At 61.2% G+C, this 18,198-nt stretch carries 18 protein-coding genes; 9 read left to right on the forward strand and 9 right to left on the reverse strand.

Going from position 1 to position 18,198, the window contains the following annotated elements; genetic code table 11:
• Positions 1 to 25: 25 nt before the first annotated feature.
• The 6 genes from ACY8D3_RS20740 to ACY8D3_RS20765 all read left to right on the forward strand — a co-directional run bounded on the left by ACY8D3_RS20740 (position 26) and on the right by ACY8D3_RS20765 (position 7,547).
• Positions 26 to 1,252, forward strand: coding sequence for a 2-octaprenyl-3-methyl-6-methoxy-1,4-benzoquinol hydroxylase (locus tag ACY8D3_RS20740; RefSeq protein WP_462380732.1), 1,227 nt, complete (start codon positions 26 to 28; stop codon positions 1,250 to 1,252).
• Positions 1,253 to 1,410: 158 nt separating this feature from the next.
• On the forward strand, positions 1,411 to 2,406 hold the full coding sequence (locus ACY8D3_RS20745; protein WP_462380733.1) for a Fe(3+) ABC transporter substrate-binding protein: 996 nt from the start codon (positions 1,411 to 1,413) through the stop codon (positions 2,404 to 2,406).
• A gap of 67 nt (positions 2,407 to 2,473) precedes the next feature.
• Entirely contained in the window at positions 2,474 to 4,087 is a 1,614-nt protein-coding gene (locus ACY8D3_RS20750) for an ABC transporter permease (RefSeq protein WP_462380734.1), read from the forward strand.
• Positions 4,088 to 4,311: 224 nt separating this feature from the next.
• Entirely contained in the window at positions 4,312 to 5,394 is a 1,083-nt protein-coding gene (gcvT, locus tag ACY8D3_RS20755) for a glycine cleavage system aminomethyltransferase GcvT (protein WP_462380735.1), read from the forward strand.
• 119 nt (positions 5,395 to 5,513) lie between these two features.
• Entirely contained in the window at positions 5,514 to 5,897 is a 384-nt protein-coding gene (gene gcvH / locus ACY8D3_RS20760) for a glycine cleavage system protein GcvH (protein ID WP_462380736.1), read from the forward strand.
• Between the two features lie 183 nt (positions 5,898 to 6,080).
• Positions 6,081 to 7,547 carry an inorganic phosphate transporter gene (locus ACY8D3_RS20765; protein WP_462380737.1) on the forward strand — a complete coding sequence of 489 codons (1,467 nt, stop codon included), beginning with the start codon at positions 6,081 to 6,083 and terminating at the stop codon, positions 7,545 to 7,547.
• A 44-nt stretch (positions 7,548 to 7,591) separates the two neighbouring features.
• On the opposite strand, the gene ACY8D3_RS20770 is transcribed toward ACY8D3_RS20765, so the two are convergent.
• Entirely contained in the window at positions 7,592 to 7,894 is a 303-nt protein-coding gene (locus ACY8D3_RS20770) for a DUF2388 domain-containing protein (protein ID WP_462380738.1), read from the reverse strand.
• A 55-nt stretch (positions 7,895 to 7,949) separates the two neighbouring features.
• The gene (locus ACY8D3_RS20775; RefSeq protein WP_462380739.1) at positions 7,950 to 8,264 is read right to left on the reverse strand and encodes a DUF2388 domain-containing protein; all 315 of its coding nucleotides are present in this window, start codon (positions 8,262 to 8,264) and stop codon (positions 7,950 to 7,952) included.
• A gap of 195 nt (positions 8,265 to 8,459) precedes the next feature.
• Here ACY8D3_RS20775 and ACY8D3_RS20780 point away from each other — a divergent pair, with 195 nt between their 5' ends.
• From ACY8D3_RS20780 to ACY8D3_RS20790, 3 genes are all read left to right on the forward strand, one after another.
• Positions 8,460 to 9,326 (forward strand): HDOD domain-containing protein, encoded by an 867-nt coding sequence (locus ACY8D3_RS20780; protein ID WP_462380740.1) that lies wholly within the window; start codon positions 8,460 to 8,462, stop codon positions 9,324 to 9,326.
• A 95-nt stretch (positions 9,327 to 9,421) separates the two neighbouring features.
• Positions 9,422 to 10,234, forward strand: a complete 813-nt coding sequence (gene mutM / locus ACY8D3_RS20785; protein WP_462380741.1) for a bifunctional DNA-formamidopyrimidine glycosylase/DNA-(apurinic or apyrimidinic site) lyase — start codon at positions 9,422 to 9,424, stop codon at positions 10,232 to 10,234.
• Between the two features lie 94 nt (positions 10,235 to 10,328).
• The gene (locus ACY8D3_RS20790) at positions 10,329 to 10,673 is read left to right on the forward strand and encodes a multidrug transporter (protein ID WP_462380742.1); all 345 of its coding nucleotides are present in this window, start codon (positions 10,329 to 10,331) and stop codon (positions 10,671 to 10,673) included.
• A gap of 18 nt (positions 10,674 to 10,691) precedes the next feature.
• Here the strand turns inward: ACY8D3_RS20790 and ggt are convergent, their stop codons facing one another.
• The 7 genes from ggt to ACY8D3_RS20825 all read right to left on the reverse strand — a co-directional run bounded on the left by ggt (position 10,692) and on the right by ACY8D3_RS20825 (position 18,136).
• Positions 10,692 to 12,374: a gamma-glutamyltransferase gene (ggt, locus tag ACY8D3_RS20795; RefSeq protein ID WP_462380743.1), complete on the reverse strand. Its 1,683-nt coding sequence runs from the start codon at positions 12,372 to 12,374 to the stop codon at positions 10,692 to 10,694.
• Positions 12,375 to 12,447: 73 nt separating this feature from the next.
• Positions 12,448 to 12,699: a YfhL family 4Fe-4S dicluster ferredoxin gene (locus ACY8D3_RS20800; RefSeq protein ID WP_462380744.1), complete on the reverse strand. Its 252-nt coding sequence runs from the start codon at positions 12,697 to 12,699 to the stop codon at positions 12,448 to 12,450.
• A 270-nt stretch (positions 12,700 to 12,969) separates the two neighbouring features.
• Complete coding sequence (gene coaD / locus ACY8D3_RS20805; RefSeq protein ID WP_462380745.1) at positions 12,970 to 13,452, reverse strand: pantetheine-phosphate adenylyltransferase; 483 nt, start codon at positions 13,450 to 13,452, stop codon at positions 12,970 to 12,972.
• Positions 13,453 to 13,562: 110 nt separating this feature from the next.
• Positions 13,563 to 14,567 (reverse strand): hydrolase, encoded by a 1,005-nt coding sequence (locus ACY8D3_RS20810; protein ID WP_462380746.1) that lies wholly within the window; start codon positions 14,565 to 14,567, stop codon positions 13,563 to 13,565.
• A gap of 6 nt (positions 14,568 to 14,573) precedes the next feature.
• The gene (gene rsmD, locus ACY8D3_RS20815; protein ID WP_462380747.1) at positions 14,574 to 15,188 is read right to left on the reverse strand and encodes a 16S rRNA (guanine(966)-N(2))-methyltransferase RsmD; all 615 of its coding nucleotides are present in this window, start codon (positions 15,186 to 15,188) and stop codon (positions 14,574 to 14,576) included.
• A 79-nt stretch (positions 15,189 to 15,267) separates the two neighbouring features.
• Positions 15,268 to 16,791 (reverse strand): M16 family metallopeptidase, encoded by a 1,524-nt coding sequence (locus tag ACY8D3_RS20820; protein WP_462380748.1) that lies wholly within the window; start codon positions 16,789 to 16,791, stop codon positions 15,268 to 15,270.
• Positions 16,784 to 18,136 (reverse strand): M16 family metallopeptidase, encoded by a 1,353-nt coding sequence (locus ACY8D3_RS20825; RefSeq protein ID WP_462380749.1) that lies wholly within the window; start codon positions 18,134 to 18,136, stop codon positions 16,784 to 16,786. The genes ACY8D3_RS20820 and ACY8D3_RS20825 overlap by 8 nt, the downstream gene beginning before the upstream one ends.
• Positions 18,137 to 18,198 lie beyond the last annotated feature (62 nt).

The following is an 18,198-nucleotide window of genomic DNA, read 5'->3' on the forward strand; positions in this document are numbered from 1 at the left end:
CCTGGATACCCACGGAGAAGCGCGAATGACTACGCAGGCTGACATCGTCATTGTCGGTGCTGGAATGGTGGGCAGCGCCCTGGCGCTGGCGCTGGAGGGGCAAGGCCTCGACATTGTGGTACTGGACGGTGAATCGCTTGAGGTCTTTCCGTTCGACACCTCAGAACCATTCGAGCCCCGGGTAAGTGCGTTGTCTGCGGCAAGCCAGCGGATTCTCGAGCGCCTTGATGCCTGGCCGGGGATCACGTCCCGCCGGGCTTGTCCGTATCGAGACATGCATGTCTGGGACGGCGTAGGGACGGGCCAGATTCATTTCTCCGCCGAAAGCGTTCATGCGCAGTGGCTTGGCCATATCGTCGAGAACCGCGTGGTGCGTGACGCCCTGCTCGATCGACTGGCAAAAAGCTCAGTACGGCTCGAAGGCGAGGCGCGCTTACTCCAGCTTCGCCGTTCGGGTGAGGAATGGTTGCTTACCCTCGAGGGCGGGCGGCAGATTCGAACTCCCCTGCTCATTGCGGCTGACGGCGCGCGTTCAGCCGTTCGCCAGCTAACGGGTATCGAGACACGCGAATGGGACTACCTGCACGATGCCATCGTGACGAGCGTGCGCTGTGAGCGTTCGCACGGCCATACGGCCTGGCAGCGTTTCACCGAACACGGCCCGCTGGCGTTTCTTCCTTTGAGCACGACCGAAGACACTCACTGGTGCTCGATCGTATGGTCGGTCATACCGGCTGAAGCGGATCGCCTGATGGCGCTCGACGAAGAAGCCTTCAATGCCGCATTGGGCCAGGCATTCGAGTTCAAGCTCGGCAAAATCGTCGCAGCCGACAGGCGCCTTCGCATCCCCTTGCGACAGCGTCACGCCAAGCGATACGTGGCCGAAGGCGTGGCGTTGATCGGAGATGCAGCACATACCATTCACCCGCTGGCCGGGCAGGGGGCCAACCTCGGCTTCCTGGACGCGGCCGTGTTGGCAGAAGTGCTGATCGAGGCCAGGGGTCGCGGGCAACCGCTTCGCGACCTGCGTACCCTTGGGCGCTATGAGCGACGCCGTATGCCTTATAACCTCGCGATGATGGGCGCGATGGAAGGCTTCGAGCGGTTGTTCCAGGCCGATCCGCTACCACTTCGCTGGCTACGAAACCAGGGACTGAAATGGGTCGATGGCTTGCCCGGGGCCAAAGGGTTGTTCGTTCGGCAGGCCCTTGGGCTGTCAGGTGATCTCCCGGCGCTTGCTCGTCCGCACTGACGCGTCTTCGGTTGGTTGTTGACTCCGTACGCGGCGGCCACGCCCGCTCCGAGGCCCTGTCCTGTGTCTGAGCAATATCTGGTTACCGTGCCGCGCCTCGTACTGCATTGAGATTCATTATCATCCGCGCTTCGATTCTTCGATCTCAGGATGACGCTATGCAGGCACGCACCGTACTCTTCGCCGCCTTTTCTGCCATCGCCGCTCCGGCGATTGCCGCTGATGAAGTCGTCGTTTACTCATCGCGTATCGACGAGCTGATCAAGCCCGTTTTCGACGCGTATACAGCCAAGACCGGCGTACCTGTGAAGTTCATTACCGACAACGAGGCGCCGCTCATGCAGCGCTTGAAGGCGGAAGGTCAGAATTCACCTGCCGATCTCTTCCTGACCGTTGATGGTGGCAACCTGTGGCAGGCCGAGCAGATGGGTCTTCTGCAGCCGCTGAAATCCGAAATTGTCGAACAGAACATCCCGGCCCAGTACCGATCCTCCAGCGGTGCCTGGACGGGCCTCTCCCTGCGCGCACGTACCATCGTCTACTCGCCGGAGCGGGTTAAGCCCGAATCCCTTTCAACGTACGAAGCGCTGGCCGATGACGAGTGGAAAGGTCGCCTGTGCCTGCGCTCGAGCAAGAAGGTCTATAACCAGTCGCTGACAGCCACGATGATCGAGGCCGATGGGGCGGAGAAGGCCGAGACGGTCCTGAAGGGATGGGTGGCGAACCTCGCGACTGATCCGTTCGCCAACGACAATGCGGTTATCGAAGCGGTTGCAGCCGGCCAATGCGACGTTGGTATCGTAAACACCTACTACTTTGGCCGTCTTCATCGCGCCAATCCTGATCTGAAGGCGAAGCTTTTCTGGCCTAACCAGGAAGACCGCGGCGTCCATGTGAATCTGTCGGGCATCGGGCTGACGCGGCATGCGCCCAACCCGGATGCGGCGCGCAAGCTGGTCGAGTGGATGACCTCTGCCGAGGCGCAGAACCTCTTCGCGGACCGCAACCAGGAATTCCCGGCCAATCCGAAGGTGAAGCCGTCCGAGGAAGTGGCGGCTTGGGGCGAGTTCAAGGCAGACGACGTGCCCGTCGAAGTGTCCGGCGTGCGTCAGGCCGAAGCCATTCGCATGATGGACCGAGTCGGCTGGAACTGAGGCTATCGGCAGGTCGAGCCGGTACGCGCCTATCTGCGGCACATTCGGCCTGACGTTCTGTATACCTATGCACGTTACCTATTCATGGCGCTGGTACCCCATTGCTCTCTGCAGTGCGGTACTGGTCGCCTTGCCACTGGCATTCCTGGCATCGAGCTGGCAGACAATCGATGCAGAGATATGGGGGCACCTGTGGCAGACGCAGCTGCCCCGGCTAGTCGGCAATACGCTCACGCTACTGTTCGGTGTCGGGCTCGGCGTGACGGTGCTTGGGGTGAGCCTAGCCTGGCTGACGTCCGTGTGTGAATTTCCCGGGCGCCGTTGGCTGGATTGGGCACTGATGCTGCCGTTCGCGTTACCGGCCTATGTGCTGGCGTTCGTGTTCATCGGTATGCTGGATTTCGCGGGCCCGGTGCAGTCAGCCTGGCGGGAATGGTTCGGCACAGGCTGGCGTTTCCCGCCCGTTCGCTCTACACCGGGTGTGGTTCTGGTACTGACGCTGGTGTTCTATCCCTACGTTTACCTGTTGGCTCGTTCCGCATTTCTCGTGCAGGGCCGCGATGTGCTGGATGCAGCCCGCACGCTAGGCCATACGCCGTGGCAGGCCTTCTGGCGAGTCGCGCTGCCCATGGCGCGCCCTGCGATCGGCGCAGGTGCAGCGCTGGCGCTGATGGAAACGCTGGCGGACTTCGGCGCAGTCTCCGCGTTCAATTTCGACACGTTTACCACGGCGATCTACAAGACCTGGTTCGGATTTTTCAGCCTCTCGAGTGCAGCCCAGTTGGCAAGCCTGCTCCTGTTGTTCGTAGCACTTCTGGTGTTCATGGAACGCGGGGCGCGCGGTGCATGGCGACCGTCATTGACTCGGGCGCGGCACGCCCCTCGTTATCGGTTACGCGGCTGGCGCGCCTTTGCGGCGAGCGCCTGGTGCCTGCTGATCTTCACGTTGGCCTTCGTGCTGCCCATTATTCAACTCATGGCCTGGTGCTGGCAGAGAGGGCGCCTCGACCTGGACGAGCGCTATTTCGCGCTCGTGGGCCATTCGCTGTATCTGGCCACAATGGCCGCGAGCATTACGGTCTGCGTCGCGATGCTGCTGGCGTTCGCACGCAGGCGTTCACCCACGACGCTCATGCGCAGCAGCGTTAGGTTCGCGATGCTGGGCTACGCGCTTCCTGGCTCTGTGCTTGCCGTTTCGGTGATGCTGGTCTTCGCCCACGCAGATCGATTTGTCGTGATTCCCGTATCGGCCTGGCTTGGCGGCGCCGCCAAGCCCCTGCTGGTAGGAAGTGTATCGGCACTGCTGCTGGCCTACCTTGTGAGATTCCTCGCTGTCGCGCATGGTCCGCTCGAAACGAGCCTCCACCGCGTGCGACCGGCACTGGAGGAGGCCTCCCGTAGTCTCGGTGTGGTCGGGCTTCGCCAGTTTCTTCGCCTTCACGTCCCGCTGCTGCTTCCCGGCGGACTGACGGCATTGCTGATGGTGCTGGTCGATGTGCTCAAGGAGATGCCCGCTACGCTGCTGCTCCGCCCGTTCGGCTGGGACACGCTCGCCGTACGAATCTTCGAAATGACCAATGAGGGTGAGTGGGACCGTGCCGCCTTGCCCGCGTTGACCCTGGTTGTGGTAGGGATGGTGCCGGTGGTGGTGCTGATCCGACGCTCGGTGGGCGATCGGTGATCGGCTACGTCTCGATCATGCAAAACAACGACACGGGTCTATCGCAACCGCGCCGATCGTTGGTCCCTGTCGCCGATGACGAGGGGAGCCCTTCCGGCTACAATGCGCGCCCACTCGAGGCGGGTTCCCTTCGCCCCACGTGCACGGCGGCGCCTGCCTGCCCCACATTGTCCGGCCCGGAACTCGCCGCTTCGATCGCATCGCCAAGCCCGGAAGGAGAACCCATGGGTCAGCGTACGGCTCTCTACTATCAGCATCTTGCGCTGGGAGCGCGGATGGTCGATTTCAGCGGTTGGGATTTGCCGCTGCACTACGGCTCGCAAGTAGACGAGCATCATCAGGTGCGTCGCGATTGTGGCGTTTTCGATGTGTCCCACATGTGCGTGATCGACGTGCATGGAGCGGGCGCCAAGGCCTATCTCCGCCGATTGCTGGCGAATGATGTCGAGCGACTCGCCACGCCCGGCAAGGCCCTCTACAGTGCGATGCTCAATGAGCGTGGCGGTATTGTCGACGACCTCATCGCCTACCTCATGCCCTTTGGCTACAGACTGATCGTCAACGCGGCGACCCGTACCCAGGACCTGGCGTGGATGCATAGCGTGGCCGTCGACTTTGCCGTGGAGCTGCGTGAGCGGACCGACATCGCACTGCTTGCGATCCAGGGGCCCAATGCCCGTGCGCGCACCGGTGAGCTGCTTGACCGTGCGCGCGCTGCAATCATCGCCGAGCTTTTACCTTTCCAGGGGCTGGAGGAAAACGGCTGGTTCATCGCCCGCACCGGTTATACAGGCGAAGACGGCCTGGAGATCATGTTGCCGTCCGATCAGGTTGCCGGGTTCTTCAATGACCTCGTAGGCGCCGGTATCGGTCCGGTAGGCCTGGGGGCACGTGATACGCTTCGACTGGAGGCCGGGCTCAATCTCTACGGCAATGACATGACGGACAGCGTGACGCCATTGTCGTCGAACATGGAGTCGACCATTGCCTGGGCACCCGAAGACCGCAACTTCATTGGCCGGGACGCGCTTGTCGCGCAGTGGAAGGCAGGTGGGTGGCCTCGGCTGGTTGGCGTGGTACTTGAGGACCGCGGCGTGCTTCGTCCGCACCAGACCGTACGTGTCGAATGCGACGGCGAAGGCGAGATCACCAGCGGCAGCTTCTCGCCTACGCTCGGTAAGTCGATCGCTCTGGCGCGGGTGCCTGCGGCCGCAGGTGAGCGCGGGGAGGTGGAGATCCGCGGGCGCTGGCATCCGGTTCGTTTCGTTAAGCCCACCTTCGTTCGTCATGGGCGCCCATTGATCTAGCGGTCGGGGGGCGATGTGCCCCGCATCTGCGTGCCGCCAGCCAGGCGGGGCTGTCCTGCCTGGTCTCAAGTGTTACATTTTCCAGACCAACCGTAGCCTGAACCCTGAGGATCCCCGCCATGAGCGATACGCCCGCCGATCTCCGATACGCCGCCAGCCACGAGTGGGCGCGCCTGGAAGCGGATGGAACCGTAACAGTCGGTATTTCTGATCATGCCCAGGAAGCGCTGGGCGACGTTGTGTTCGTCGAGTTGCCCGAAGTCGGCAAGCAATTCACGGCCGGACAGGAAGCCGGTGTCGTCGAATCCGTTAAAGCGGCTTCCGATATCTATGCGCCTGTTGGTGGCGAAGTGATTGCCGTGAACGAGGCCATCGTAGACAGTCCCGAGATCGTGAACAGTGACCCGTATGGCAGCTGGTTCTTCAAACTGAGGCCAAGTGACGAGGGCGAACTCAGCAAGCTGCTCGATGCAGATGCCTACGCAGCCGCGGCTGACGCGTGACCTTCTCTAGCCGGCGCGTCTGCGCCGGCCTTCTTGGCTGGGCTATATGCCAGTAAATAGCTGTTACGCTAAGGTCTCGCAGGCGGCCTAATTGGCGGCCGTCGGATAGATTGTTCCGGCTACCGCGCGTTTTGTACAAATTCTGTCATAATTTGGGCCCCTCTCTCACAGGCCCTGATCCTCATGTTGGACATGATCAGCGGACTCGACGGCTGGCTGCTGACGAGTCTGTTCCTGGCGCTGGCGTTCGTTCTCGCGTTCGAATTCATCAATGGCTTTCACGACACCGCCAACGCGGTAGCCACCGTGATTTATACCAAGGCCATGCCCCCGTATCTGGCAGTCATGGCGTCGGGCATTTTCAATTTTCTCGGTGTGTTACTCGGTGGTGTGGGTGTCGCCTACGCGATCGTTCACCTGTTGCCGGTGGACCTCTTGATCAACGTCAACACCGGGCACGGCCTGGCAATGGTGTTCTCCCTGCTAGCAGCAGCGATCACCTGGAACCTGGGGACATGGTATTTCGGCATCCCCGCTTCAAGTTCGCACACCTTGATTGGTTCGATCCTTGGGGTTGGCCTGGCCAACGCGCTGATTACCGACATACCACTGGGCAACGGCATCAACTGGCAGAAGGCGATCGACATTGGCCTGTCGCTGCTGGTGTCGCCCACCGTCGGCTTTTTCGTAGCGGCGCTCCTGTTGCTGTTACTGAAGAAGTGGCGCCCGCGCTCCAAAATGCACAAGACACCGGAGCAGCGGCCCAAGAAGAAACATCCGCCGTTCTGGAACCGCATGGTTCTGGTGCTTTCAGCGATGGCGGTCAGCTTCGTACACGGCTCAAACGATGGGCAGAAAGGCATCGGTCTGATCATGCTCGTCCTGATCGGAATCGTGCCTGCGCACTTCGTTCTGAATCTTGACAGTACGACCTACCAGATTGACCGGACACGCGACGCGGCGGCCCATCTGCAAGCCTTCTACCAACGAAACGAAGATTCGCTCGGTGAGTTCCTTGCGCTGGGAAAGGGCGAGCGAACGACGGAGCTTCCCAAGGAATTTCGGTGTGACCCCGAACAGACCGAACCCACATTGAATGCGTTGCTGGGCAGCCTTCAGGGCGTAGCGAACTACCACGACCTGACACCACAAACGCGTGTTGAGGTGCGGCGCTACTTGTTGTGCCTCGACGATACAGCGAAGAAAGTCAGTGCGTTGTCCACGCTGCCGGCGGCCAGTCGCGCCGATCTCAACAAGCTACGTGGTGACCTCACAGCGACGACCGAGTACGCACCCTTTTGGGTCATCATCGCGGTAGCGCTGGCGCTGGGTATTGGAACCATGGTCGGCTGGCGTCGCGTCGTGCACACGGTCGGCGAGAAGATTGGCAAACAGGGCATGACCTATGCGCAGGGCATGTCGGCACAAATTACCGCCGCCATGGCAATCGGTATGGCCAACGTTTTCAGCCTGCCTGTTTCGACAACGCATGTCTTGTCCTCGGGAGTCGCAGGGACAATGGTCGCCAATCGCAGTGGATTACAGGGTGGTACGGTTAGGACCATATTGCTGGCCTGGGTACTCACACTGCCGACGTCCATGGCCCTGTCCGCAGGCCTGTTCTGGCTGTCCACGCGATTCGTTGGCTGACACAAAAACAGGCCGCCATAGCGGCCTGTTTCGCAATAAACGCCTTACTGGGCGTCCGCTGTAACGATTGCCGAAGCCAACTCCATGTCGTTAGCTGTCAGCTGAGGCTGTTGCTGGCGGATTTGGCGAAGCGCGGCTTCCAGATAGGGCCCACGAATCTCGCCATCGCTGGCAACAAAACTGCCAGCATCGTCGCGTGCTGCCGCAACCAGCTTATGATCGCGGAAGGTCAGGTAAGTGGTGCCAGTGGTGATCCCGGAGGACAGGATGTCCCGGATCAGGCCATCCGCCATTGCAGTAGAGCTCGCCAACACAAGGGCGCCGCCCAGTAGGGCACGTTTGAGCATCGCTAAATCCTTACTTCAGAATTGGGTGCCGGCACAGAAGGCCGGCACGGACCGATCAGCGTTCGGCGACAGGCTCAGGCGTAGTCAGGATCGCAGTAGCGATTTCCATGTCATCGGCTGTCAGCCCGGGATGCTCACTGCGTACCTGGCTCAGCACGGATTCCAGGTAGGGCCCGCGGATTTCGCCGTTGCTCGCGATGAAGCTGCTAGCGTCGTCCTTGGCCGCATAGACGATCTTGTGGTCGCGGAACGTCGAATAAAGCGATGCAGAAATACCCGCGCTGGTAGCGAAATCACGCCAGCCGGCGGCCAGCGCCGAGGTAACGGGCAGACAAAGGGCGAGTGACGCGACAATCAGTTGCTTGCGCATGGTGTGGACTCCGTATGGTGTTCTTCTTTTTGCTGAGAGTGGCGCCTGCGGCAGGGAGTTCCGGGTAACTGTCGGGCCGCTTCGCTGCGCGGCCGTTTTAGCGCCACGTCATCCGATCGGATGGCCGTATTCCAAGTTGCCACTACCGCTATACACTGGTGGCCTTTTCTCGCCCCATTGGTCGATGGCATCGTCATGTCACAAGAGCTTTCTGCCGAACAGATACGTAAAGCGCTGCAAGGCATCAGTGTTCCTCCCCAGCCCCAGATCATGGTCGACCTGCAGATGGAGCAGGTCATGCCGGTACCGGACCTCAAGGCCATTGCGCAGCTGATCAGCCAGGATCCCGGGCTCTCCGGTTCACTGCTGAAGGTGGTCAACTCTCCGTTTTTCGGGCTGGCGAACAAGGTCAGCTCGATCCAGCGGGCCGTCAATCTGCTCGGCTGTGACAGTGTCATAAACATCATCAACGCGCAGTCCATCAAGGGCGAGATGAGCGACGAGACCATCGTGACGCTCAATCGCTTCTGGGACAGCGCTCAGGATGTGGCAATGACCTGCCTGACATTGGCCAAGCGCGTAGGGATCCAGGCGCTCGACGAGGTCTACGCGCTGGGTTTGTTCCACAATTGCGGCATTCCCCTGATGCTCAAGCGTTTCCCGGGCTATATGGAAGTCCTCGAGCAGGCGTATGCCCGTTGCGATGTGAATACACGCATCGTCGATACCGAGAACCAGTTGCTCAACACCAACCACGCGGTAATCGGTTACTACACGGCGCGCTCGTGGAACCTCACCCCGCATTTGTGCGAGGCGATCGCCAGTCACCACAATACGCTCTCATTGTTTAGCCAGGACTCCGACCGGGATTCGCAGCTGCGCAACCTTCTGGCCATCCTGAAAATGGCCGAGCATATCTGTGGCTGCTACCAGACGCTCGGCAACCAGTCCGAAGACCACGAATGGAATCTGGTTGGCCCATTGGTACTGGACTACCTGGGCCTGTCCGATTACGACTTCCAGAATCTCAAGGAAAGTATCCGGGAGCTGGGCGTCGCCTGACCGCCAGCCGCTCATTGACGAGCGGCCAGCACCTCGGCGCATGCACAGGGCGCGCGCGCCGACATCATCCTGTCCAAGAGGCCTTATTCCGACGTATGCCTGAACTGCCCGAAGTCGAAACGACCCGCCGCGGTATTGCCCCTCATCTCGAAGGCCAGCGAGTGTCGCGCGTGATCGTACGCGACCGTCGTTTGCGCTGGCCTATCCCCGAAGATCTCGATGTTCGGCTTTCCGGCCAGCGCATCACGCGTGTTGAGCGACGTGCCAAATACCTGTTGATCGAAGCCGAGGTGGGCACGTTGGTCGCTCACCTTGGAATGTCCGGAAGCCTGCGTATGGTGCCGGCCGACCAGCCGCCGGCCAAGCATGACCACGTCGATATTATCCTTGAGTCCGGCATGGCGCTGCGCTACACCGATCCCCGGCGCTTTGGAGCCATGCTATGGAGCACCTCGCCCCTGGAGCACGATCTTCTGCGCAATCTGGGGCCCGAACCGCTCACCGATGCCTTCGACGGGAAGCGGCTCTATACGCTGTCACGTGGCCGGAATATGGCGGTCAAGCCGTTCATCATGGATAACGCGGTTGTGGTCGGTGTGGGCAACATCTATGCGAGCGAAGCACTTTACGCCGCTGGGATCGATCCCAGACGCTCGGCTGGCGCCATTTCGAGAACCCGGTACGATGCCCTGGCGGTGGCCATCAAGCGCATCCTCGCCTATGCCATCGAACGTGGCGGTACTACGCTGCGCGACTTCGTTGGAGGCGACGGGAAGCCAGGCTATTTCCAGCAGGAGCTGTTCGTCTACGGTCGCGCCGGTGAGCTGTGCAAGGCATGCGGCAACACACTGCGAGAGATCCGTTTGGGCCAGCGAGCGAGTGTCTTCTGCGCGAAATGCCAACGCTAGCGATGACCGGTGCACCTTGTGCGACGAATCGCGGGCAAAAGGCCACATGGCTGTTATAGTCGCGCCATTACGAACGAGTCGAGGGACCACCGTGATGAAAGCGTTTCGCTCTTTGGCCGCCGTGTTGGCGTTGTCGTTGACCGGGCTCACGATGCCGGCCTATGCCGACCGCTCGACGGGCTCCAACAACAGCGGGGATCCGATCTATGAAGTAGAGGCCCCACCTGCCTTTGCCATGGCGGGCGACCTGCTGATCGCTCGGCCACTATTGATTGGTGCCACGGTAATCGGTGCAGGTCTATTCGTTGTGTCGTTGCCTTTCACCGCCGCTGGCGGCGGTATCAAGGAAACAGGTCAGGCATTGGTCGTCGATCCGGCCAAGGCCGCCTTCGTACGGTGCTTGGGTTGCACTCGCACGGGTTACAACAACCGCGATTGATGACTGAGCGGGCGGGGCTCAGTTCCCGCCCCTGTCTATTACGCGAGCGCTTCCAACGCCGCGAGGATCGCTTGCAGCCTGTACGCTGCGGTGTGTCTTGTCCCACCTGAACACGTGCTGATTGCCATAACGGCGGGCTACGGGCTTGAGCTGATACCCGCGGGCCTTCATTTGGTCCAGGTCATCGGAATCGAACGTCTCCGGCTCGTATTCCACCAGATCTGGCAAGTACTGGTGGTGATAGCGCGGTGTGCTGACCCAGTCGTCGACGGGTTTGCCATCAAGGTATTCAAGCGTGGCCAGCAGGACCATGCTAGGTATACGTGAGCCTCCGGGTGTTCCGAACGAAGCCAGTTCATCATCGCTTTCGATGAAGGTCGGGCTCATGCTCGATAGCGGACGCTTGCCTGCAGCGATGGCATTGGCCTGGCTGCCGGTAAGCCCGTACGTGTTTGACCCTTCGACATCGGCGGCGAAATCGTCCATTTCGTCATTGAGCAGCACGCCGGTGCCCGGCGCCGTGAAGGCAGCGCCGAAGGGAAGATTGATCGACAAGGTCGCCGACACCGCACGGCCATCTGCATCGAGCACAGTGAAGTGCGTCGTATGGTCACCTTCCCGCCAGGGAGGGCTGGGTGGGAGCGACTCGCTCGGCGTCGCATGAACCGGGTCGATGTCAGCAGCCAGGCCTGCCAGGTACTCCGAATCAAGGAGGCGCTTGCTCGGAATCGTCACGAAATCCGGATCGCCCAATTCTCCGCGATCACGATAGGCGCGCCGTAGCGCTTCGATCACGTAGTGACTGCGCTGTATGGGATTGGCACCGCGCCAGGGCAGGTGATCGAGCATGGTCAGTGTCTGCGCCAATGCGATGCCTCCGGCAGAAGGCGGTGGCGCAGTGATGAGGGTCCGCTCGCCGCTCAAGGTATGGACAAGCGGCGCCCGTTCGACCGGACGATAGAGTTCCAGATCTTCTGCTTCCCAAACTCCGCCAGCACCCTTGACGGCTTCTACCATGCGACGGGCGATGGGGCCTGCATAGAAGCCCTCGCGACCGTGTTCGGCGATTGCCATGAGGGTCTCAGCCAATTCGGGCTGGCGAATCACGTGGCCTTCGGGTGGGACTTCGCCATCGGCAAGAAACAGCCGAGCGCTTTCCGGATCATCACGCAGTGCCGCAAGGCGGCTCTCGGCCCGCTCACGATAGATGCGATCTACCGCGAAACCGTCCTGGGCAAGGCGGATGGCGGGTGCAAGGCTCGTTGCGATCGGCAGGTTGCCGTAGCGTTCACTGAGCTGTACGAGCGCGGCCGGCAGGCCTGGAATAGCGGCTGCGAGTGCACCATTGAGCGAAAGCGTCCGCACTACCTTGCCGTCACGCCTGAACAGGTCCGCATTCGCGGCGAGTGGCGCACGTTCTCGCGCATCGAGGAATTGGTAGGTCGACGGCTCACCTGGCTGCCGCAAAAGGAAGAAGCCACCGCCGCCCAATCCTGAGCTGTAGGGTTCAACCACCGCGAGTGCTGCGCTGACGGCAACGGCAGCGTCGAAGGCGTTTCCACCTTGAGCAAGAATATCCAGCCCGGCCACTGTGGCATCGGCATGGGCGCTGGCGACAGCATGGCTGCCAGGAGTTGAGGCGCTGGCATCCAGCGCCAGCAGGAGCGAAAAGAGCAGAGGAAGGATGCGAACGCACGACATCTGAGGCAATCCTGGCCGACAGGATTTTGCACCTTACCCCATGTATCGAATCGATACAGTACTTGAGGCGAAGTCAGGCTGTTCCGGTCAGCGCCTCATACTTCTTCATGAGCTGTTCGCGGCTTTCCACGTTGTTCTCATCGAGCGGAATACAGTCAACCGGGCACACCTGCTGGCATTGCGGCTCATCGTAGTGGCCAACGCATTCGGTGCAGAGGTTGGGGTTGATGACGTAGATTTCTTCGCCTTGCGAGATGGCGCCGTTTGGGCACTCTGGCTCGCATACATCGCAATTGATGCAGTCATCCGTAATTTTGAGGGACATGCAACGACTCCTGCTCGGCCCTTGGGGCCCGTAAACACTATTGCCGCGGCTGTGGGTGCATCAACAGCCAAATGAGCGATTCGTTCGATGCCAGCCTGCTGATGCTTTCGCATGCGACTGGATGCGCGTGATGCTGTTGGGGCTGCTGCGGTGGCTATCCCCTGTTCGAAAGGCCGCACCGCCTTCATTGGCCGCAGCGCATCACGAGGCCGGGCGCAATTGTGCCGCATCGGCGGCGGCGGTGCACGCCGTGACGCCAGATGGTCGGATTCAGCGGTTCTTGAAGCGCTCGGTCAGTGCTTCAGCTACGACAGGATGGACGAACTGGCTGATGTCCCCGCCCAGTCGAGCAATTTCTCGGACCAGCGTCGAGGAGATATAGGAATGCGTTTCAGGTGCGGTGAGGAAGAGACTTTCCACACCCGGCGCCAGTTGGCGATTCATGTTGGCCAGCTGAAATTCGTATTCGAAGTCCGAGACAGCGCGAAGGCCGCGCAACAGGATATTGGCCTGTTGCTCCTGTACGAAGTGCGCAAGCAAATTGGAAAAGCCGACTACTGAAACGTTGGGCAGGTGCTTGGTGACTTCCGTTGCCAATTCAACGCGCTGTTCGAGCGGAAACAGGGGATTCTTGTTTGGGCTGGCAGCAATGGCGATGACCACATGTTCGAACAGCCGGGAGGCACGTTCGATCAGGCCGCTATGACCTCGAGTAATGGGGTCGAAGGTGCCTGGATACAGCACTCGGTTCATCGCGACGTCCTTGCAGGGTCGGTGGGGAGGGCCGGATGGTAACGCAGCGCAATCCAAGGGCCAAGCTGTCGACGGAGCGTGCTGCTCAATGGCGGGCGGTGACCGGACAGTCAGCTCAACCAGGCCGGAATGCGCCGTTCGAGAAAGAAGCCGGGGTGGCGCGGGGTCCCGTCGATGAAGCCGACGTGGCCACCGGTATCGAACACTTCGAGTGTTGTGCTGGCGGAGACGTCATCACGGCCGGGGATGCAGGCAGGGAATATGAACGGATCGTCACGTGACTGAATGATCAGTGTCCTGGCCCGGATACCCTTGAGGTAGAAGGCGCTGGATGCGCGGCGGTAGTAATCGTCGGCGTCTTTGAATCCGTGCAGGGGCGCCGTGATACGGCCATCGAAGTCCCAGAATGTGCGCATGCCGTCGAGCGGGCCGAGCTTTTCGAGGACGGTAAGCCGATCAGCCATGCCCTGATGAGCGAACAGACGCTGCTTGTCACGGACGTAGGCAATCAGTCGGCGCACGAAGTAGCGCTGATAGATCTTCGACATGCCAAGCCCGATGCGATCTGCACATTGATCAAGGCGGAAGGGCACCGAAACGGCGACTGCCTTTTCGATTCCGCTCGCGTGACCAGTCTCGCCAAGGTGCTTTAGCAACACGTTGCCGCCAAGCGAGTAACCAACCGCATGAAGCGGCGCTAGCGGGCGCTTACGCTGTATGTGCTGGATGGCTTCGGCAAGGTCGTCGCTGGCGCCCGAATGATACGCCCGCGGAAGCAGGTTCGGCTCGCCTGAGCACCCCCGCCAGTTCAGGGCCACGCTGGCGGTGCCCTGTTGAGCAAGGGCGTGCTGCAGGCCGAGGATGTAATGCGAGGACGAACTTCCCGTCAGGCCGTGCAGCGCAAGTACGAGCGGCGCATGGGCGTCATGCGGGCCATGCCAGTCGAGGTCGATGAAATCGCCATCGGCCAGCCAAAGCCGCTCTCGGCTTCGCTCGAGCTTCGGCGGGCGGCGCAGTATGGGTGCCCAGAGCGTCTGAAGGTGCGGGCCGGGCAGCCACCAGGCGGCGTGGAAATCGCCGGGTGGTGTGGCTTCACTGGACGTGGACTGAAGCATGACGGCTCAGGCACTGCGCTCCCAGAGCGCATAGTGGACCTGCCCCGCCTGTTTTTCCCGGTGCAGGCGCCAATTGGCGGGCAGGCCCAGTGCTGAGGGCGCCGTTTCGCTTTCGGTATAGACCCAGGCGCGCGGCGCGAGCCAGCCGTGGGTCTCCAGTCGCTGACAGGTCTCGATTAGCAGGTTCTGGTGGAAGGGTGGGTCGAGGAACGCGATGTCGAACGGCTTGGCCGGCTGTTTTTCGAGGTAACGCAATGCATCACCGAGCACGACTTCGCCGCGCGCGCAGTTCAACGTATCAAGGTGATGGCGAAGCGAGGAGAGCGCCTCGCTGTTGAGATCGAGGGCAAGCGATTCGCCCGCGCCGCGGGAAAGCGCTTCGAGGAAAAGGGCTCCGCTGCCTACGAACGGGTCAAGCACGCGTGCGGCCTCGATGTGCATTTGAAGCCAGTTGAACAAGGTTTCTCGGACCCGATCCGGCGTAGGGCGCAGCCCGGGTGCCTCGGGAAACGTGAAGCGGCGACTGCGCCACTCGCCGCCGATGATTCGAAGCGAGCCCTGGCCACCATGTGCTTTTGGGCGTGGGGTGGCGGGCGTCTTTACTGTCTTGCCACGCGTCATGGTGAGCCTCATGGAGAAACGAACCGCGGTGTGCGGTGGTAGGCCGGCGGTGCCGACCATGTAAACGGTGTCTGCATCATCAGTGTTCAGGCACTGTACTGGCTGGCTGCGCATTCTTTTCGGTCGGCGGTGGCAGCGACTTCTGCTCGACAGTCGGACCCGCTGTAACCACGACGAAACGGTCCGGGTCGAGATGACGCGCCATGGCATCTCTGATCTGTTCGACGGTCAGCGCCTGGACCTGGTTCATGAAGCGCTCAAGGTAGTCTAGGGGCAGGTCATAGAAACCTATGGCACCCAGCTGAGCTGCAATATCCGCATTGCTGGCCGTAGACAGCGGAAAACTGCCCGCGAGCTGGCGCTTGGCATTGTCCACTTCCTTGGACGTCGGGCCTTCTGTCAGGAACGTACGAACGATATCCGTGACCAGCGCCTTCGTACCTTCGCTCTGGTCCGCACGGGTCTGCAGCGAGATGCTGAACGGGCCAGGCACAGCCATCGCGGTGAACCCCGAATACACGCCATAAGTGAGCCCGCGCTTCTCTCGCACCTCCTCCATGAGCCGTGCGCCGAATCCGCCGCCCCCAAGAATCTGGTTGCCGACGGTAAGCGCCGCCTGGTCCGGATCGCCGCGCTCGATACCCAGTTGGGCCATCAGCAAATGGGTCTGGGCCGATGGATATTCGATATGCTGGGCGCCACCTTCAGGCGGGGTCGGTTTTGGCAGAGACGCAAGCGCAGGGCCCTGGGGCAGCGCTGCGGAGACCTTTTCGGCGATGCCTTCGGCTTGTTCACGAGTCAGATCACCGACAACCGCGATTACCGCGTTGCCGGCGGTATAGGCCTTCTCATAGAAAGCGCGAAGTGCCTGCGTATCAATGCGTGCGACGCTGTCGGGTGTGCCCTCGGTCGGATGGCCATAGGGATGGCCGCCGTACAGCTTTTCGAACAGTGCAATGCTGGCAAGCTTGCCCGGATCCTGTTTCCGCTGCTCGAAGCTCGCCAGCATCTGGTTGCGGATACGGTTGAGCGAGGCCTCAGGGAATGTAGGTTCACCGATAACCTGCCCGAACAGGGCAATCGATGGCTCACGTTGTGCGGGATCGCTCAAGCTGCGCAGGGAAAGCACTGCCATATCCCGGTAGGCACCATTGCCGAACTGGGCGCCCAGCCCTTCGAAGCCTTGAGCGATAGCCGTCACGTCCTTGCCGGGAATGCCTTCATCGAACATTGCGTTGGTCATCATCGCGAGACCGGGCGTATCACCATCCTGGCTACTGCCCGCCGCGAAGGTCAGGCGTACATCCAGCATTGGAAGCTCGTGGGCTTCGACGAATAGCACGCGTGCGCCACCCTTGGTCTTCCATGCCTGGATGTCGAGTGGCCGGCGGACGGGGGCTTTGTCATCGAGTTCAGTCAGCGAAGTTAGCCTGTTGGCGTCGGCCGGGGCAGGCTGGGCGTCAGGTGTTGTCGCTGGCGCTGCAGCTGTATCCGGCGCGGCAGGCGCTTGAGCGGGTCGGCTCATGGAGTAAAGCAATACCCCGAGGATCGCAAGGATGATGAGGCCGAGCAGGCCGTAACGACGATGGCGGCGGTCAGTCATGGGAAGCCTCTTCCGGCAATACCTGCGCAATGGTGACTCGCGAACGGGTGAAATACTTGCGTGCTGCTGCCTGTAGGTCTTCTGGCGTTACCGATTCCAGCGCCTCGAGTTCCTCGTCCATCAGGCGCCAGCTAAGGCCGACCGTCTCCAACTGACCCATCGTGGTGGCTTGGCTCGAGATGGAGTCGCGTTCGTAGACGAGCCCGGAGACGACCTGCGCGCGAACGCGTGCCAGCTCTTCTGCAGAAGGGGGAGCGTTCTTGAGCTCTTCGAGCTGAGCCCAGAGGGCCTCTTCGACGTCATCCAGCGTATGACCGGCCTGGATGTTCGGTATCGCGGTGAGCATGAATTGGCTGTCGCCACGGGTAAACGCGTTGTACCAGGCCGATGCACCGCTCACCAGTTCCTGGTCACGCTCGAGGCGCGAGGGCAGGCGGGCGCTGTAGCCGCCGTCGAGCACCGCATTGAGCAGGCGCAGCGCATTGGCTTCGCGGTGTGTTTCGGCAGTAGCGATGCCCGGGACGTTGAACCCCATCAGCACTGCCGGCAACTGGGTGCGAACGTGAAGCTTCAGTCGGCGTTCGCCGGGTTCGGCAAGATCGATCGGACGCTTGATGACCGGGACTGCACGCTTCGGAATTTCGCCAAAATAGCGCTTGGCCAGCTTATGTACGTCTTCTTTGGTTACGTCGCCAACTACGACCAGCGTCGCGTTGTTGGGGGTGTACCACGTCTCGTACCACGCACGTAGTTCGTCGATGCTCATGCGCTCGAGATCAGCCATCCAGCCGATGGTGGGCGTGTGATAACCGCTGGCTGGGTAGGCGAGCGCCTTGAAGCGCTCAAGCGCCAGCGACATGGGCTGGTCTTCGACGCGCAAGCGACGCTCTTCCTTGATGACCTCGATTTCACGTGCGAACTCGTCGGCCGGAAGCCGCAGGCTTGCCATTCGGTCGGCTTCGAACTCGAACGCAACGGGCAGGCGGTCGCGGGCGAGCACTTGGTAATAGGCGGTGTAGTCGTCGCTGGTGAAGGCGTTCTCTTCGGCGCCAAGTTCGCGCAGCAGGCGCGAGGCCTCGCCTGGGCCCAGCTTGCGGCTACCCTTAAACATCATATGTTCAAGCGCGTGGGACAGGCCGGTGTTGCCGGGCGCCTCGTAGGTCGAGCCGACCTTGTACCAGACCTGTGATACCACGATTGGTGCACGATGATCTTCGCGCACGACGACCTTCAGGCCATTTTCAAGCGTGAATTCGTGTGTGGGTTGCGCCTCAGCGGCGTAGAGCGACGTTGCCATCAGCCAGACGAAAAGCAGGCCAATGCCGCGGCGAGCGGAAAGATTCATAGATACCGGACCTTTCGGGTAGTCCACCGGTCATAACGCCGGCGAGCACGGAGGTGCTAGGA

The sequence above is a fragment of the Pseudomonas sp. Marseille-QA0892 genome, from assembly GCF_054950135.1.

Bases quoted from the DNA above. Each gene is read 5' to 3' on its own strand.
- gcvT (WP_462380735.1), top strand. From the start codon at position 4,312: ATGGGTCAGCGTACGGCTCTCTACTATCAGCATCTTGCGCTGGGAGCG.
- mutM (WP_462380741.1), top strand. From the start codon at position 9,422: ATGCCTGAACTGCCCGAAGTCGAAACGACCCGCCGCGGTATTGCCCCT.
- ACY8D3_RS20790 (WP_462380742.1), top strand. From the start codon at position 10,329: ATGAAAGCGTTTCGCTCTTTGGCCGCCGTGTTGGCGTTGTCGTTGACC.
- ACY8D3_RS20750 (WP_462380734.1), top strand. From the start codon at position 2,474: ATGCACGTTACCTATTCATGGCGCTGGTACCCCATTGCTCTCTGCAGT.
- ACY8D3_RS20820 (WP_462380748.1), bottom strand. From the start codon at position 16,791: ATGACTGACCGCCGCCATCGTCGTTACGGCCTGCTCGGCCTCATCATC.
- ACY8D3_RS20765 (WP_462380737.1), top strand. From the start codon at position 6,081: ATGTTGGACATGATCAGCGGACTCGACGGCTGGCTGCTGACGAGTCTG.
- ACY8D3_RS20800 (WP_462380744.1), bottom strand. From the start codon at position 12,699: ATGTCCCTCAAAATTACGGATGACTGCATCAATTGCGATGTATGCGAG.
- ACY8D3_RS20810 (WP_462380746.1), bottom strand. From the start codon at position 14,567: ATGCTTCAGTCCACGTCCAGTGAAGCCACACCACCCGGCGATTTCCAC.
- ACY8D3_RS20740 (WP_462380732.1), top strand. From the start codon at position 26: ATGACTACGCAGGCTGACATCGTCATTGTCGGTGCTGGAATGGTGGGC.
- coaD (WP_462380745.1), bottom strand. From the start codon at position 13,452: ATGAACCGAGTGCTGTATCCAGGCACCTTCGACCCCATTACTCGAGGT.
- ACY8D3_RS20745 (WP_462380733.1), top strand. From the start codon at position 1,411: ATGCAGGCACGCACCGTACTCTTCGCCGCCTTTTCTGCCATCGCCGCT.
- ACY8D3_RS20780 (WP_462380740.1), top strand. From the start codon at position 8,460: ATGTCACAAGAGCTTTCTGCCGAACAGATACGTAAAGCGCTGCAAGGC.
- gcvH (WP_462380736.1), top strand. From the start codon at position 5,514: ATGAGCGATACGCCCGCCGATCTCCGATACGCCGCCAGCCACGAGTGG.
- rsmD (WP_462380747.1), bottom strand. From the start codon at position 15,188: ATGACGCGTGGCAAGACAGTAAAGACGCCCGCCACCCCACGCCCAAAA.
- ACY8D3_RS20775 (WP_462380739.1), bottom strand. From the start codon at position 8,264: ATGCGCAAGCAACTGATTGTCGCGTCACTCGCCCTTTGTCTGCCCGTT.
- ACY8D3_RS20825 (WP_462380749.1), bottom strand. From the start codon at position 18,136: ATGAATCTTTCCGCTCGCCGCGGCATTGGCCTGCTTTTCGTCTGGCTG.
- ggt (WP_462380743.1), bottom strand. From the start codon at position 12,374: ATGTCGTGCGTTCGCATCCTTCCTCTGCTCTTTTCGCTCCTGCTGGCG.
- ACY8D3_RS20770 (WP_462380738.1), bottom strand. From the start codon at position 7,894: ATGCTCAAACGTGCCCTACTGGGCGGCGCCCTTGTGTTGGCGAGCTCT.